Source organism: Burkholderia sp. AU39826 (assembly GCF_020419965.1).
In the GTDB taxonomy this organism is placed as follows: domain Bacteria; phylum Pseudomonadota; class Gammaproteobacteria; order Burkholderiales; family Burkholderiaceae; genus Burkholderia; species Burkholderia semiarida.
In genome coordinates this window covers 38,071-52,473 of the sequence record NZ_JAIZQG010000023.1, presented here as the reverse complement: position 1 = coordinate 52,473, position 14,403 = coordinate 38,071, and the positions used below count along the sequence as shown (strand labels likewise).

The window sequence follows — 14,403 nt, the reverse complement described above, 5'->3', positions numbered from 1 at the left end:
TGTCGGCGTCCGGGCGGGTTTCGACAGGCCCCATTAGGCGGCGCCGACGTATCTGCGATGTGTCCGGCCGGCCGCGCGTGTGCAATGTTGTGTGTCGTCGCGGCGACGCGATACATTGCGATACAAACGCGTGCCCGCCGTGCGGTATAAAAGCGGACATCGCCCGCCCGAACCCCGATACCGACACCGACTCATGGACAAGATCGACCACGTGCTGATCGTCGACGACGATCGCGCGATCCGCGAACTGATCGCGGACTACCTGGAGAAGAACGGCATGCGCGTGTCGCTGGCCGCGAACGGCCGCGAGATGCGCCACGTGCTCGACGACGGCGCGCCCGACCTGATCGTGCTCGACCTGATGCTGCCCGGCGAGGACGGCCTGACGCTGTGCCGCGACCTGCGCGCGGGCAAGTTCCGCACGGTGCCGGTGCTGATGCTGACCGCCCGAGGCGAGGAAACCGACCGCATCATCGGCCTCGAGATGGGCGCCGACGACTACCTGGCCAAGCCGTTCGCGGTGCGCGAGCTGCTCGCGCGGATCCGTTCGGTGCTGCGCCGCGCGCGCATGCTGCCGCCCGGCATGCAGGTGACGGAAACGGCCGCGATACTCGCGTTCGGCGAATGGCAGCTCGACACGACCGGGCGCCACCTGCTCGACGCCGAAGGCACGCTGGTCGCGCTGAGCGGCGCCGAATACCGGCTGCTGCGCGTGTTCCTCGACAACCCGCAGCGCGTGCTGACGCGCGATCAATTGCTCAACCTCACGCAAGGGCGGCAGTCCGACCCGTTCGACCGCTCGATCGACCTGCTCGTGAGCCGGCTGCGCCAGCGCCTGCGCGACGGCGCGCGCGAACCGCGCTACATCAAGACACTGCGCAACGAGGGCTATGTGTTCTCGTCGGCCGTGACCGCCATCGACGGTACGCCATGAGCGCGCGCACGCCGTGGCACTGGCCGCGTTCGCTGTTCGCGCGGCTCGCGCTGATCCTGTTCGTGGGCCTCGCGCTCGCGCAGACGCTGTCGTTCTGGCTCACCATGACCGAGCGCGACCAGGCGACCACGAACCTGATGATGGGCTACATCGAGCGCGAGGTCGCGAGCTCGGTCGCGCTGCTCGACCATCTGCCGCCGGCCGAGCGGGCCGCGTGGCTGCCGCGTCTCGCGCGGCGCAGCTATGCGTTCATCCTCGGGCCCGGCCAAACCGGCACGCCGCCGGAAGCGCGGCTGTCGGCGCGCGTCGAGCGCTCGATCTCGGACGGCATCGGCGGCGACTACCCGCTGACCGCGAATTCGATTCCCGGCGACCGCGAACATCTGCAGGTGCATCTGCGGCTGACCGACGGGGCGCCGCTGACGATCGACATTCATCCGATGTCGACGGTGCCGCTGTCGGGCTGGCTGCCGGCCGTGCTCGTGGTGCAGCTCGCGGTGCTGGCCGCGTGCTGCTGGCTCGCGGTGCGGCTCGCGACGCGGCCGCTCAAGCAGCTCGCGCAGGCCGCCGACGCGCTCGGCCCCGACCTGAAGGGCGAGCGGCTGAACGAAGACGGGCCGTCTGAAGTCGCGCGCGCCGCGCGGGCCTTCAACGCGATGCAGGACCGCATCGCGCAGTACATGGCCGAGCGCATGCAGATCCTCGCGTCGATCTCGCACGATCTGCAGACGCCGATCACGCGAATGCGGCTGCGCGTCGACGTGATGGACGACGACACGCAGGGCGCGAAGCTGCGCCAGGACCTGCTCGAAATGGAGCATCTGGTGAAGGAGGGCGTCGCGTACGCGCGCACGCTGCACGGCACCGAGGAGGCCGCGCGCCGCATCGATCTCGATGCGCTGCTCGACAGCATCGTGTACGACTACACGGATGCGGGGCAGGACGTCGCGCTGCACAGCCATGCGCCGCTCGCGCTCGTCACGCGGCCGAAGGCGCTGCGCCGCATCGTCGGCAACCTCGTGGACAACGCGCTGAAGTTCGCGGGCGCGGCCGAGATCGACGTGCAGGCGGCGCCGGACGGCGGCGCGGTGATCGCGGTGCTCGACCGCGGCCCCGGCATTCCGGACGATCAGCTCGACGCGGTGTTCGAGCCGTTCCGGCGCGTGGAGACGTCGCGCAATCGCGATACGGGCGGCACGGGGCTCGGCCTCGCGATCGCGCGGCAACTGGCGCTTGCGATGGGCGGCACGCTCACGCTGAACAACCGGCCCGACGGCGGCGGCCTCGAAGCGAGGCTGACGCTGAGGAGCGCGGGGTGAAGCGACGCGGCGCGCGAGCGTCGCGGTGTCGGGCGTGTGCCGAAGCGTGCGATGTGCGGGATGCGTGCGACGTCACACGCGTCTCGGCTGCGCGTCGACGAGCGGCGCGAGTGCGTCAGCAGCGGCCGGTGCGCAGCGCGACGCGCCAGTCGTCGCGCCCGCGCGAGGCCGCGATGGCCGCGGCCGTGTGCCAGTCGTATTCGACCGCATGGAATTCGACGTTCCAGCCGGCGGCGGTGCGCGACACCATGGCGTAGCGCGCATGTGGCGAACCCGTCTCGATCCGGTGCGGATGCGGCAGATCGTCCGTATACGCTTGCAGCCCGACGCTGCCGGGATTGACGATCAGCCGGCCGTCGTCGAGCTTCGCGGCGCGCGGCACGTGCGTGTGGCCGCACAGGATCAGCGAGGCCGTTTCGTTGCCCGCGCGCTGCGCGACCTCGTCGGGCGTGGCCGCGCGGCAGCCGTCGGGCGTGACCGTTTCGAGGAAATAGACGAGGTCGCTGGCCGGCGTGCCGTGCACCATCAGCACGTCGCCGTCGAGCATCAGGCGTTCGGGCAGCGCGGCGATCCACGTGCGGTGGTCGGCGCGCAGCGTGTCGTGCGCCCAGCGATCCGACAGCCGCATCGCGTCGCGATCCTCGGTGAGCAACTGCCGTTCGTGATTGCCCTTGACGGTCGGCAGGTCGAGCGCGATCAGGCGGTCGGCCGTTTCGGCCGGATGGAGCGCGCCCGACACGATGTCGCCGAGATTGACGATCACGTCGGCACCGCGGCGCCGGACGTCGTCGAGCACCGCGTCGAGCGCGGCGAGGTTGCCGTGGATATCGGACAGCGCGGCGATTTTCATGGCGGAGCGTCGAGGAGGGGAACGGCGATTGTCGCCAATTCGGCGCGGGCCGTCCAATCGCGTCACGGCGTCGGCACGCGATGCCGCGGGCGGCGCGTCAGTCGGTCGCGAGCCGTGCGTACATCGCGAAATCGCCGGGCGTGCCGCGCACCATCTTGTATGCGCGCAGCAGCCCTTCGTAGCGGTAGCCGCACTTCTGCAGCACGCGCGCGGAGCCCGCGTTGCCGGTCAGCACGACGGCCTGCATGCGGATGAAGCCCCCTTCGGCGAACGCCCACGCGGTGACGGCTTCGCACACCGCGCTCGCGATGCCGCGCCCCCAGTGCGAAGGCGCGAGGTCGTACGCGATCTCCGCCGAGCGGTTCGCGGTGGACACCGTATGCAGCCCGATCGTCCCGGCGAGCGCGCCGGATTCGGTATCGACGATCGCGAGACGCCGGATCGAATCCGGATCGGCCGATTCGATGCTGTCCAACAGCGGCAGCAGATCGCCGGGCGAGCGCAGGTTCCAGCTCGTGTGGCGGAAAACGGCCGGGTTCGACAGGTACGCGTACCACGCGTCGAGGTCCGCGCGTTCGAGTTGCCTGAGCGACAGGCCGGGAAATCCGGAGCAGGGCGGCGCGGCGATTTTCATCGAACCCGGCGCCTACGCGGCATGGCGCCGATACAGCGCCAGCGAACCGGCGAGCGCGAGCAGCATCGCGCCGCACGTGCGCTCGAGCCACAGCGCGCCCGAGCGCTTCAGCAGCCGCACCGCACGGGCGCCGAGCAGCGCGTAGCCGAACATCACCGCGCCGTCGAGCAGCGCGAACGTGACCGCGAGCGCGACGTACTGCGGCGCGAGCGGCGCGGCCGGATCGAGGAACTGCGGCAGGAACGCGGAGAAGAACAGATAGCCCTTCGGGTTCGTCACCGCGGTCAGGAAGCTTTTCGCGAAGATCGACGCGTTGCGTCCGGTGCGTCCGGATGCCGTGTCGCCTTGCGCGGCCGCGACGTCGAGCGATCCCTTCGACATCAGCAACCGGATGCCGACATAGGCGAGGTAGGCGGCGCCGAGCCACTTCACGACCGAGAACCAGAACGCCGACGCCATCAGCAGCGCGCCGAGGCCGAGCGCGACCGCGACGATCAGCACGAAGTCGGACAGCATCGCGCCCGCGAAACCGTAGGCCGCGCGGCGCACGCCGTAGCGCGAGCCGTTGGTCAGCGCGAGCAGCACGGTCGGGCCGGGTGTCGCGATGCCGACGAACGCGACGGCGGAGAAGACCAGCAGGGTCGTTTCATGCATGAAGAAGCTCCCGGTGGAAGGCGCGCAGCCGATTATCGTCCGCGCCGCCTCGCGCTGTACAGGCGCCGCCTCCGACTATCGCGATTTTGACAAGAAACTGTTGTCATTATTCCGCTTTGGAACGGAACCGGTTCCAACTACCATACCGGCCGCAGCGGGCATGCCCGCCGCGTCGTCGCGCGCGGACGTCGCCGGCCTTGCACCGCCGGCGGATGTCGGCGCCCGCTCGCTACTCGCAAACAGCCAGAACAACGGGTTCACCGCCCGGAGACACGAAACCATGAACAAGCAACTGATCGCAGCCCCGCTGCTGCTCTCGCTCGCGGGTATCGCCGCCGCGCAAAGCTCCGTCACGCTGTACGGCATCGTCGATGCGGGCGTGACCTATCGCAGCAACGAACGGGCCGGCTCGGCGGGCGCGTCCACCGGGCATTCGAACGTCGGGCTCACGACCGGCAACCTGTCCGGCAGCCGCTGGGGTATCAAGGGCTCCGAGGATCTCGGCGGCGGGATGCGCGCGCTGTTCGTCCTCGAGAACGGCTTCGACATCACGAACGGCACGTCGGGCCAGGGCGGCCGCCAGTTCGGCCGGCAGGCGTTCGTCGGCGTCGGCAGCGACCGCTACGGCACGATCACGCTCGGCCGCCAGTACACGTCGCTCGACGATTTCGTGAGCCCGGTCGGCCCGTCGTCGTTCATCGGCGGCTTCGGCGCGCACCCGGGCGACATCGACGATCTCGACCAGACCGCGCGCGTCGACAGTGCGATCAAGTACACGAGCGCGAACTACTCGGGCTTCACGTTCGGCGCACTGTACGGCTTCGGCGGCCAGCCGGGGAGCATGAAGCAGCGCAACACGTGGAGCGTCGGCGCCGCGTACGCGGCCGGCCCGCTGCGCGTGGGTGTCGGCTACGAGCGCTCGGACAACAGCAAGACCGGCGCGACCGACCCGACGGCAGGCAAGTGGCGGAGCACCGACGACGGTCTGTTCAATTCGTCGATCAACGAAGGCTATGCGAGCGCGCAGTCGCAGCAGGTGATCGCGACGGGCGCGACGTACAACTTCGGGCCGGCCGTCGTCGGCGTGAACTACAGCAACGTGCAGTATCGCGGCGGCGCGCAGTCGCTGTTCAGCGGCCATGCGACGTTCAACGTCGCTGGCGTGTTCACGCGCTGGAACGTGCAGCCGCAGACGCAGCTGTTCGCGGGCTACAGCTACACGCGCGGCAGCGACGTCGACGGCATCGACAACCGCGGGCAGTATCACAACGTCACGCTCGGCGCGGTCTACGACCTGTCGAAGCGCACCAGCGTGTACCTGCTCGGCGCGTACCAGCATGCGTCCGGCACGACGCTCGACGCGCTCGGCCGGCCGGTGGCCGCGACCGCGTCGGTGTCGGACAAGGCGAACGGCCATTCGTCCGATTCGCGGTCCCAGGCGATCGTGAGCCTCGGGCTGCGCCAGAAGTTCTGACGCGGCGGCCGTTGCGCGTGCAACGGGGCTCGCGGACGATGCGGGCCTCGTGGCGCGCATGCTCCTGTACCGCCGCCGCCCTTTTCGAGGCGGCGGCATGACGCGAACGCTGTCCGCACGGCGAGATCGTGTCCGGAACGAATCGGCTCGGCGTGCGCGTCGTGCCGAACAGGCTGCGTGCGCGTGCTTACGGCGGACGATTGCCTGGCGACCTGCAGCCGAGCCGGTACGGCCGGCGCGCGGCTTTCCCCTCCGCATTCCTGCTTTTCCTCCCGCTTTCCCGTCCGTTGCAGGATCACGCATTTCCGATCGCACCGAATAATTTTTTTCTTTCATTTCGATTTCGATTTGTAATAATAGAAACGATTTCCGGGGAATGAAAAAGCAATGCGGTCGTGGCAGAAAAAATGACGTATTTGCATTGCGTGATCCGGAAGAAAATGCCGGGAAACGCGCCCGAGCTGCACGCTGGAAGGCCGTATGGGCGAGGGTTTGGCGATTTTTCGATCGTTGACGAAAAAGCCCGGACGGCAAAAGACGCGGAGTGAATAATTCCGGGGAACGCCGAATGCGAATTTTCCGGAATCACCAATATTTCACGCGCCGCGATTTACAGTGTCGACGATGGTTCGTCTGGGAGCATTATTCATGTCAATGAAACAAATCCGCGCGGCGTTGCTGGGAATGTGCATGGCGATGCTCGCGCCGGCAGGCCACGCGCAGGCGCAATACTCGACCGACTGGCTCGCGAACACGTACGGCACGCTGGCCTCGCACGTCGGCAACGGCGCGCGCTCGATGTGGGTCGCGCCCGAAGGCGTGATCTACACGGCGTCGCGCTGGGACGAGAACGCGGGCGGCGTCGCGATCTACCAGAATGGCCAGCCGCTCGGCACGATCGGCATCCACGACGAATTCCAGGGCGGCGCGATTACCGGCAATTCGACGTCGCTGTTCGTCGCGCTCGGCTACAACCGCACGTTCGGCAGCGGCTCGGTGGGCCGCTACAACCGGAGCACGAACCAGCGCGACCTGCGCATTCCGGTCAGCACGTGGACGGGCATCCAGTATGCGGACGTGATCACCGGCCTCGCGACGGGCGGCAACCTGCTGTACGTGAGCGACTTCTACGGCAACCGCGTGCGCGTCTATACGACCGACGGCGTGTGGCAGCGCGACATCGGCGTCACGGGCCCCGGCGCGCTGGCGCTCGATGCGGCCGGCAACCTGTGGGTCGCGCGCAAGAGCGCGGGCGTCGTCGCGCAGTTCAGCGCGACCGGTGCGGCGATGAACACGCTTCAGATGGCGGCCGGCGCGCGGCCGGCGTCGCTGTACTTCGATGCGTCGATGGGCCGGTTGATGGTGGGCGACGAAGGGCCCGACATGAACATCAAGGTGTACACCGGGCTGCCAGGCCTGCCGGTGCAGGTCGGCACGTTCGGCGTGCAGGGCGGCTATCTCGACGCGACGACGGGCATCAAGGGGCAGGTCGGCGACAAGCGCTTCACGCGCGTCGCGGCGCTCGGCAAGGATGCGGCCGGCAACCTGTACGTGCTGAACAACGCCTGGGGCGGCGGCTGGGATCTCGGCCGCAACGGCAGCACCGATCTGCATTCGTACAGCCCGGTCGGCACGCTGCAGTGGAAGCTGCAGGCGCTGAACTTCGAGGGCGTCGCGGCGCCCGACCCCGCGACCGACGGCGCGTTGTTCTTCAGCGGCAACAACGTGTACACGGGCACCGCGGGCGGCACGTTCGTCGCGAACACGATCGACCCGTTCACCTATCCGAAAGATCCGCGCCTCGACATGAACGACTATCAGCGCGGCCAGCACTTCGGGCAGCTCGTGACGGTCGGCGGCAACCGGATTCTCGTCGCGTCGGGCCAGAACCCGGGCAACTTCAACTTCTATTACTTCAACACCGCGAGCGGTTATATCGCGATTCCGGCCGGCTCGCTGCCCGGCAAGCCGTTCAACACGACGCTGCAGGTGACGGCCGGTTTCGACATCGACGGCAACGGCGACGTGTGGGCCGGGCTGAACGGCTCCAACGTGATCACGCGCTATCCGATGACGGGCTTCGACGCGACCGGCAAGCCGTCATGGGGCAAGCCGGTGACGACGCCCGTGCCGAGCAGCGTGGCGCCCGTCACGCGCATCATCTACCAGGCCGACAGCGACACGATGATCCTCGCGCAGGGCCTCGCGGGCAACTGGGACTGGACGGCGATGAACGGGCACATCGAGGTCTATCGCGGCTGGAAGAACGGCAACACGAGCGCGCCGAACCCGGTGATCAACCTGACGAGCGCGAACCCGAAATCGATCGCGGCGGCCGGGCACTATCTGTTCGTCGGCTATGTGCACACGGTGCCGAACATCGACATATTCGACCTGAACACGGGCGCGCTCGTCACGACGCTGACGAACTCGAATCCGTCGGCGATGGACGTCGGCAACGACGTCGACTCCATGTACGGCGTGCGCGCGTACCTGCGCTCGAACGGCGAGTACGTGATCACGAAGGACAACTACAACGGGTCGAGCATCGTCGTGTACCGCTGGCGTCCGTGACCGCGCGGGTCGTCAGAACGATACCGTCGTCGTCAGCGTGACGAGTCGCGGTTCGCCGACCGCGACGATCAGGTTGCTGTTGCTCGACGGATAGTAGGTCTTGTCGAGCAGGTTCTTCACGTTGAGCTGGAAGCGGGTCGGAAACTTGCCGATCGTCGTTTCGTAGGCCGCGAATGCGTCGACGGTCACGTAGCCGGGCAGCGTGAAGCTGTTGGCGGTGTCGCCGGAGCGCGCACCGACGAGACGTGCGCCGCCGCCGAAGCGCCAGCGCCCGGGCAAGTTCGCGATGGCCGTGTCGTATACCACGAACAGGCTGCCGGTGTGGCGCGCGACGTTGACGAGCGGCGTGTTGCTGTCGCGATCGTTCGCGTTCGTGTACGCGTAGCTGCCGATCACGCTCAGGTGGCGCGTAATCTGCCCCGCGACGTCGAGCTCGATCCCGCGCGAGCGCGCGGTGCCGATCGTCGACGTGATGTCGCCGACCGTGACCGCCACGTTGCGCTTGTCGATCTGATACACGGCGAGCGTGCCCGTGATCGCGGGCTTCAGGCTGAACTTCAGCCCGGCCTCGAGCACGCGCCCGTATTCCGGCGCGAGCGGCGCGGCAACGTTCGACGCGACGTTCGGCTTGAACGAGCGGCTCACGTTCGCGTAGGCGGTGAGCGCCGGCGTCAATGCATACGCGAGCCCGAACTGCGGCAGCCAGACGCTGCCGCGCGAGCGGTCGGCGAACACGAACGGCCGGCCCATCCCCGACTCCTGCTGCCAGTTTTCCCATCGCAGGCCGCCGACCGCGGTGAGGCGTTCGGTGATCTTCACCGAGTCCTGCACGATCGTCGAATACGCATGCACGACCGAGCGCGAATCGCTCTGCTTCGCGTTGGGTATGCCGCCCGGCGCGAGCAGGCCGTACACGGGATCGTAAAGATCGAAGCCCGTCGTCGCCTTGCCGCGGATCGTGTCGCCGCGGAAGCTGCGCTGCCGCTCGTATTCGCCGCCGACGTAGATCGCGTGTTGCATGCCCGCGAGCGTCACGTTGCCAAGCAGGCCGAGCGTCGCGATCTGGTCGGAGTCGTTGCGCCCGAGGTTCGCATCGGACGAGCGCGTCAGCGCGCCGGTCCTGCTGTTGAACGCGGTGGCGCGGGTGAGGTATTGATCGTAGCGATCGCGGCCCCAGCCGTAAGTTGCGCGCACGCGCCATGCATCGGAGAAGCGGTGCTCGATACGCGTACGCAGCGTTTCCTGGATGCCGCTGCTTTGCGACCACGCTTCCTCGTAGCGGCGATAGCGCAGCGCATCGTCGAGCTGGCCGTTCACGAGCACGGTGCCGCGGTCGAACGGCATCGTGTAGTCGACGTACTGGTAGCTGACGTCGATCGACGTGTTCGCGTCGTGCCACGACAGCGCGGGCGCGATCAATGCGTTGCGCTCGCGGCCGAAGCTGCGCCAGTAGCGGCTCGTGTCGTATTCGCCGGTCAGCCGGAATGCGAGCGTGCCGCCCGCGATCTGGCCAGGCTTGCCGAGCGGGCCCGTGAGATCGAACTGTGCGCTGCTGCCGCCGTGGTTCGTGCGCGACGCGGAGGTCGAGCCGCCGAACGTGTCTTCCGGCTTGCGCGTGACGAGGTTGATCACGCCGCCCGGGTCCTGCATTCCGTACAGCAGCGAAGCGGGGCCCTTCAGCACTTCGACGCGATCGATCGTCGCGAGATAGCTGTGCAGCACCGGCGTGCGCACGCCGTCGACCAGCACCGAGCCGTCGTTGTTCGACCCGAAGCCGCGCTTGATGAACGCGTCGCGCGTACCGCCGAGCGTGTTGGTCTGCGTGACGCCGCTGATGTTGCCGAGCACGTCGTCGAGCGAGCGCGCCTGCTGGTCCTGCATCACGCTGCTGCTGACCACCGCGACCGATTGCGGAATCTCCTTCAGCGCCCGGTCGTCGCCGCCCGCGATGCTCGTCGTGCGCGGCTGATAGCCGATCGTCGGGTCGACGGCGGCCGATGCATTGACGCTGATCGCCGGGAGTTCGTGTTCGACGGCGGTCGCAGGTGCGGGTGCGACGGGTTCGGTGCCGGCCGCATGCGCGCCGCTCGCGACGCACAGGGTGAGCAGGGCAGGCAGGCGCGTGCGCCACGGACGCGCGGCCCGGGCGCGGCAGGACATTCGACGGGATGGCATGAATCGATGCGGGAAGAGGAATGCTAAGGATCGCGGCGCGGGCCGCGACATTGCGTTGCGTACAGGACGCGCATGATATATGTAATGAGAACCATTTGCAATTGTAATGGGGCGGCAGGACGATGCTCGGCCCTCGGTTGCCGGCCTGTCGGCCGTCTGCTACCGTAGCGGCCAAAATCAGACGCAGTGAAATTCAACGAGAGAGAACCGGGGGCCGCACCATGTCATCTTCCTGCCACGTCGCATTCAGCGCGACGCCATGCGCCGCGCGCGACCACGCGGGCGGATGAAGTGATCGCAGCCGCGTACCGCCATTCGAACGATTAAATCAACGGAAGCGAATTCAACCGGCGTCGCGCCGGGTTCGATCATTTCAACCACCACGCTGGACGGGAGAGACCACCCATGAAGAAGATTTCCGCACCATTCGCGGCGGCCGCGCTTGCTGCCTGCACGCTGCTGGCGGGCGTTCACCAGGCGGCCGGTGCGGCGTCGAACGCCGAACCCGCGATCGACGCGCATTACGGCGCCGTGATCGAGGCCTATACACGAGACATGGCCGCCGCGAAGACGAAGTACGACGGCAAGCGCCTCACGTTCGTCGGCGCCGTGATCCGGATGGGTAGCGACCCGGGCGGCACGTACTTCGGCGCGCTGACGGCCGACGGCGAGCAGTTCGACACGCATTTCGACGTGGCCGACCAGGGCGCGCTGAAGCCGAAATTCCCCGGCGGCGAGATCAAGCCGTTCGTCACGTCCGCGGCTTTCCGGTTCAGTTGCGTGAACGAAGGCTATATCGACGCGCCGGTGCTGCCGGGGTTGAAGCTGACGCATTGCCGGCTCGCCGATTGAGCCGAGCGATGGGCGGTGCCGGCGTGCGAGGGTCACGCGGATTCGGGTTGCAGCACCATCGATCGGTCGGGAATTCAGGTGTATTGACCGACGGCGGGCAGGATTCGCCATTGATCGTTTCCGTTATCGTGGTCGGCCGCCGCGCGTCCGGCAGCCCGCCTGCCGCTCTACAGATCGAGTACCAGCAGGTCGGTGCGCGACCGCGAGCAGCAGGGCATGAACTGGTCGCCGGCCGCCTTTTCGTCGTCGGTCAGATATGAATCGCGATGATCGGGCTCGCCTTCGAGCACGCGGGTCAGGCAGGTGCCGCACACGCCTTGCTCGCACGACGTCAGCACGTCGACACCGTGTGCCGCCAGCGCCGCGATGACCGTGCATTCGGCCGGCACGTCGATCGTCTGGCCGCTGCTCGCGATCCGGATCTGGAATGCGCGATCGGCGCCGGATCGCGTGACCGCGCCGCCGAAGGACTCGTAGTGCAGCCGCGCTTCGTCCCAGTGGCGCTCGCGCGCGGCGTTCAGCACCGCCTCCATGAAGCCGCGCGGGCCGCATACGTACAGATGCGTGCCTTCGGGCGCGGCCGCGAGCACGGCGGCCAGGTCGAAACGTTGCGCCGGGTCGCCGTCGTCGACGTGGAAGCGGGTGCGATCACGGAAACCGGTTGCGTTGATCCGCTCGACGAAGGCCATGCGATCGGCCGAACGCGCGCAGTAGTGCATGTCGAACGGCGTGCCGGTCGAGAACAGCCATTCCGCCATGCTCAGAATCGGCGTGACACCGATCCCGCCGGCGAGCAGCAGATGGTGCGGTGCGTCGGAGGCGAGCGGGAATTGGTTGCGCGGCATGCCGATCCGCACGGTATCGCCTTGCCGGACTTCGTCGTGAATCGCGCGCGAGCCGCCGCGGCCTTCGGCCTCGCGCAGCACCGCGATCTGATAGCGATCGCGTTGCTCGGGGTGATTGCACAGCGAGTACTGGCGGACGAGCCCGCCCGGCAGATGCACGTCGATATGGGCGCCGGCGTCGAAGCGCGGCAAGGGCGAGCCGTCGCCGCTGACGAATTCGAAGCCGCAGATGTCGCGCGCTTCCCGCCACTTGCGGGCCACCCGGACCGTCAACGTCGCGTCGCTCATGACGCCTCCTTGACGTGCGCGACCGGAATCGCGGGTCGCGGCGGGCTCGCCGCGTTTTCGGCGGCGAGCAGCCGGTCGATCACCTTGCGCGACAGCACGCCGCCGGCGTCGATGTTGAGCTTGAGGAGCGTGCGCTCGGGCCACTGCTCGAGATTGCGCTGCTGGCGCTCGAGCATCTCCAGATCCTCCGCGAAGATCTTGCCCTGGCCTTCGCGGATCTCGGCGGTCAGCGCGTCGTCGTCCGGCCGGAAATTGCGCGCCATCCCCCAGAAATACCAGATCGACGTGTCGGTTTCGGGCGTGATGAAGTCGACCACGATCGACGACGCCTTCTTGTCCGCCGGCGCGTCGTAGCCGCCGTGGCCCGCATGCGCGACGCCCACTTCGATCATCACGTGGCTCGGGGGCGTGAAGCGGCAGATCTGCCAGCGGTCGACCGGCACGTCGTCGGCGAGCCCGTTGCCGCGCAGCGCCATCCGCCAGAACGGCGGCGGCATCACGTTCTCCATGAAGCGGCTCGTGACGACTTCGTCGCCGTGGCCGGTCGTCTTCGGCGGCGCTTCGTCGATTTCCTTCTGGCCGATGCTCGTCGCATGCACATACGTCTCGTGCGTGAGGTCCATCAGGTTGTCGATCATCAGCCGGTAGTCGCAGCGGATGTGATACAGGCCGCCGCCGTGCGCCCAGGCCGGATCCTCGGCCCATGCCAGCGCGGGCAGCTTGGCGGGATCGGCCTCCGACGCGTCGCCCGGCCACACCCACACGAAGCCGTACCGCTCGACCGCCGGAAAGCTGCGAATCGACGGAAAACCGCCGACGCGCTGGCCCGGCATGCCGGCCGTCTTGCCGTTGCAGCCCATTTGGAGCCCGTGATAGCCGCACACGAGCACGCCGTCGCGCACGAACCCCAGCGACAGCGGCGCGCCGCGGTGCGGGCAGAAATCCTCGAGCGCGGCGATCTGGCCGTCCGCCGCGCGGTAGAGCACCATCGATTCGTTGCAGATCTTGCGGCCCAGCGGCTTGCCGTCGATCTCGTCGGGCGTGCACGCCACGTACCAGGCATTCTTGAGAAACATGTTCCTTGTCTCCTTCGGGGCGGTGCCGCCGGGGAAGCGGCCCGATCTTCATTCCGTGTACTGAATGAGATTCAGTGTACTCACTGATAGGGGGCGGGACAAGGCGAGCGGTATACTGGTTTTCCCGGGAAATGGCGCGAGACAGCGCCATGCCGACGGCGCGCGCAACCGGTGCGCGCCGCCTATGTCATCGACTCATCCATGGAAAAAACGAATCCCGCCGACCTGCCGGCTTTCCCGATCGACCTGTACGACGAACCCGGGCACCTGATCCGGCGCGCGCACCAGATCGCGGTCGCGATGTTCTACGAGAAGCTCGGCAGGGACGTGACGCCCGTGCAGTACGCGGTGCTGCGGATGCTGTACGAGAATCCGGGGCTCGATCAGGTGACGCTCGCGCAGCGGGTCGCGCTCGACACGTCGACGACGGCCGATCTCGCGGTCCGGCTCGAGGCGAAAGGATTGATCGTCCGCGAAGTGCTGCCGCGGCGTCAGCGGCGGCTGCTGTTGACGCCGGCGGGCGTCGAGTTGCTCACGCACCTGATTCCGTCGGTGAAGGAACTGCGCGCGGGCCTGTTCGACGGGATGGGTGAGGACGATGCGGAGGAACTGATGCGCCTGCTGCGCAAGTTCGTCCATTTGAACAACGAGCAGAGCCGCGCGCCGCTGCGGGTGAGCGAGGATTCGTAGCGGCGCCGGGCGACGGCGCGGAACGGCGGCGCGCGCTG

The 14,403-nt window shown here is 67.9% G+C and carries 12 protein-coding genes and 1 pseudogene; 7 read left to right on the top strand and 6 right to left on the bottom strand.

Annotated features, from left to right (window positions below; all coding sequences use genetic code 11):
- Positions 1-193 precede the first annotated feature (193 nt).
- Both LGM42_RS27960 and LGM42_RS27955 read left to right on the top strand, forming a co-directional pair.
- Positions 194-934: a response regulator gene (locus tag LGM42_RS27960; RefSeq protein ID WP_059575507.1), complete on the top strand. Its 741-nt coding sequence runs from the start codon at positions 194-196 to the stop codon at positions 932-934.
- On the top strand, positions 931-2,253 hold the full coding sequence (locus LGM42_RS27955) for an ATP-binding protein (protein ID WP_226233909.1): 1,323 nt from the start codon (positions 931-933) through the stop codon (positions 2,251-2,253). The genes LGM42_RS27960 and LGM42_RS27955 overlap by 4 nt, the downstream gene beginning before the upstream one ends.
- A gap of 115 nt (positions 2,254-2,368) precedes the next feature.
- Here the strand turns inward: LGM42_RS27955 and LGM42_RS27950 are convergent, their stop codons facing one another.
- From LGM42_RS27950 to LGM42_RS27940, 3 genes are all read right to left on the bottom strand, one after another.
- The gene (locus LGM42_RS27950) at positions 2,369-3,103 is read right to left on the bottom strand and encodes a metallophosphoesterase family protein (RefSeq protein WP_059575503.1); all 735 of its coding nucleotides are present in this window, start codon (positions 3,101-3,103) and stop codon (positions 2,369-2,371) included.
- A gap of 97 nt (positions 3,104-3,200) precedes the next feature.
- Positions 3,201-3,737 carry a GNAT family N-acetyltransferase gene (locus tag LGM42_RS27945; protein WP_059575501.1) on the bottom strand — a complete coding sequence of 179 codons (537 nt, stop codon included), beginning with the start codon at positions 3,735-3,737 and terminating at the stop codon, positions 3,201-3,203.
- 12 nt (positions 3,738-3,749) lie between these two features.
- On the bottom strand, positions 3,750-4,391 hold the full coding sequence (locus LGM42_RS27940; protein WP_124658437.1) for a LysE family translocator: 642 nt from the start codon (positions 4,389-4,391) through the stop codon (positions 3,750-3,752).
- A 280-nt stretch (positions 4,392-4,671) separates the two neighbouring features.
- Between LGM42_RS27940 and LGM42_RS27935 the strand changes: the two genes are divergently transcribed.
- The 3 genes and pseudogenes from LGM42_RS27935 to LGM42_RS27925 all read left to right on the top strand — a co-directional run bounded on the left by LGM42_RS27935 (position 4,672) and on the right by LGM42_RS27925 (position 8,439).
- Positions 4,672-5,865, top strand: a complete 1,194-nt coding sequence (locus tag LGM42_RS27935) for a porin (RefSeq protein WP_226233908.1) — start codon at positions 4,672-4,674, stop codon at positions 5,863-5,865.
- Between the two features lie 119 nt (positions 5,866-5,984).
- Positions 5,985-6,095 (top strand): annotated as a pseudogene (locus LGM42_RS27930) (aldehyde-activating protein); the annotation flags it as partial.
- 418 nt (positions 6,096-6,513) lie between these two features.
- Positions 6,514-8,439, top strand: coding sequence for an SMP-30/gluconolaconase/LRE-like region family protein (locus LGM42_RS27925; RefSeq protein WP_226233906.1), 1,926 nt, complete (start codon positions 6,514-6,516; stop codon positions 8,437-8,439).
- A gap of 12 nt (positions 8,440-8,451) precedes the next feature.
- On the opposite strand, the gene LGM42_RS27920 is transcribed toward LGM42_RS27925, so the two are convergent.
- Complete coding sequence (locus LGM42_RS27920) at positions 8,452-10,614, bottom strand: TonB-dependent siderophore receptor (protein ID WP_226233905.1); 2,163 nt, start codon at positions 10,612-10,614, stop codon at positions 8,452-8,454.
- Between the two features lie 405 nt (positions 10,615-11,019).
- On the opposite strand from LGM42_RS27920, the gene LGM42_RS27915 reads away from it, so the two are divergent.
- Positions 11,020-11,466, top strand: a complete 447-nt coding sequence (locus tag LGM42_RS27915) for a hypothetical protein (RefSeq protein ID WP_059575492.1) — start codon at positions 11,020-11,022, stop codon at positions 11,464-11,466.
- Between the two features lie 167 nt (positions 11,467-11,633).
- Here the strand turns inward: LGM42_RS27915 and LGM42_RS27910 are convergent, their stop codons facing one another.
- Positions 11,634-12,599: a PDR/VanB family oxidoreductase gene (locus LGM42_RS27910; protein ID WP_226233903.1), complete on the bottom strand. Its 966-nt coding sequence runs from the start codon at positions 12,597-12,599 to the stop codon at positions 11,634-11,636.
- Entirely contained in the window at positions 12,596-13,675 is a 1,080-nt protein-coding gene (locus LGM42_RS27905) for an aromatic ring-hydroxylating oxygenase subunit alpha (RefSeq protein WP_124658441.1), read from the bottom strand. Before LGM42_RS27905 ends, LGM42_RS27910 begins: the two co-directional genes overlap by 4 nt.
- Positions 13,676-13,876: 201 nt before the next feature.
- Between LGM42_RS27905 and LGM42_RS27900 the strand changes: the two genes are divergently transcribed.
- On the top strand, positions 13,877-14,365 hold the full coding sequence (locus LGM42_RS27900; RefSeq protein ID WP_099317826.1) for a MarR family winged helix-turn-helix transcriptional regulator: 489 nt from the start codon (positions 13,877-13,879) through the stop codon (positions 14,363-14,365).
- Positions 14,366-14,403 lie beyond the last annotated feature (38 nt).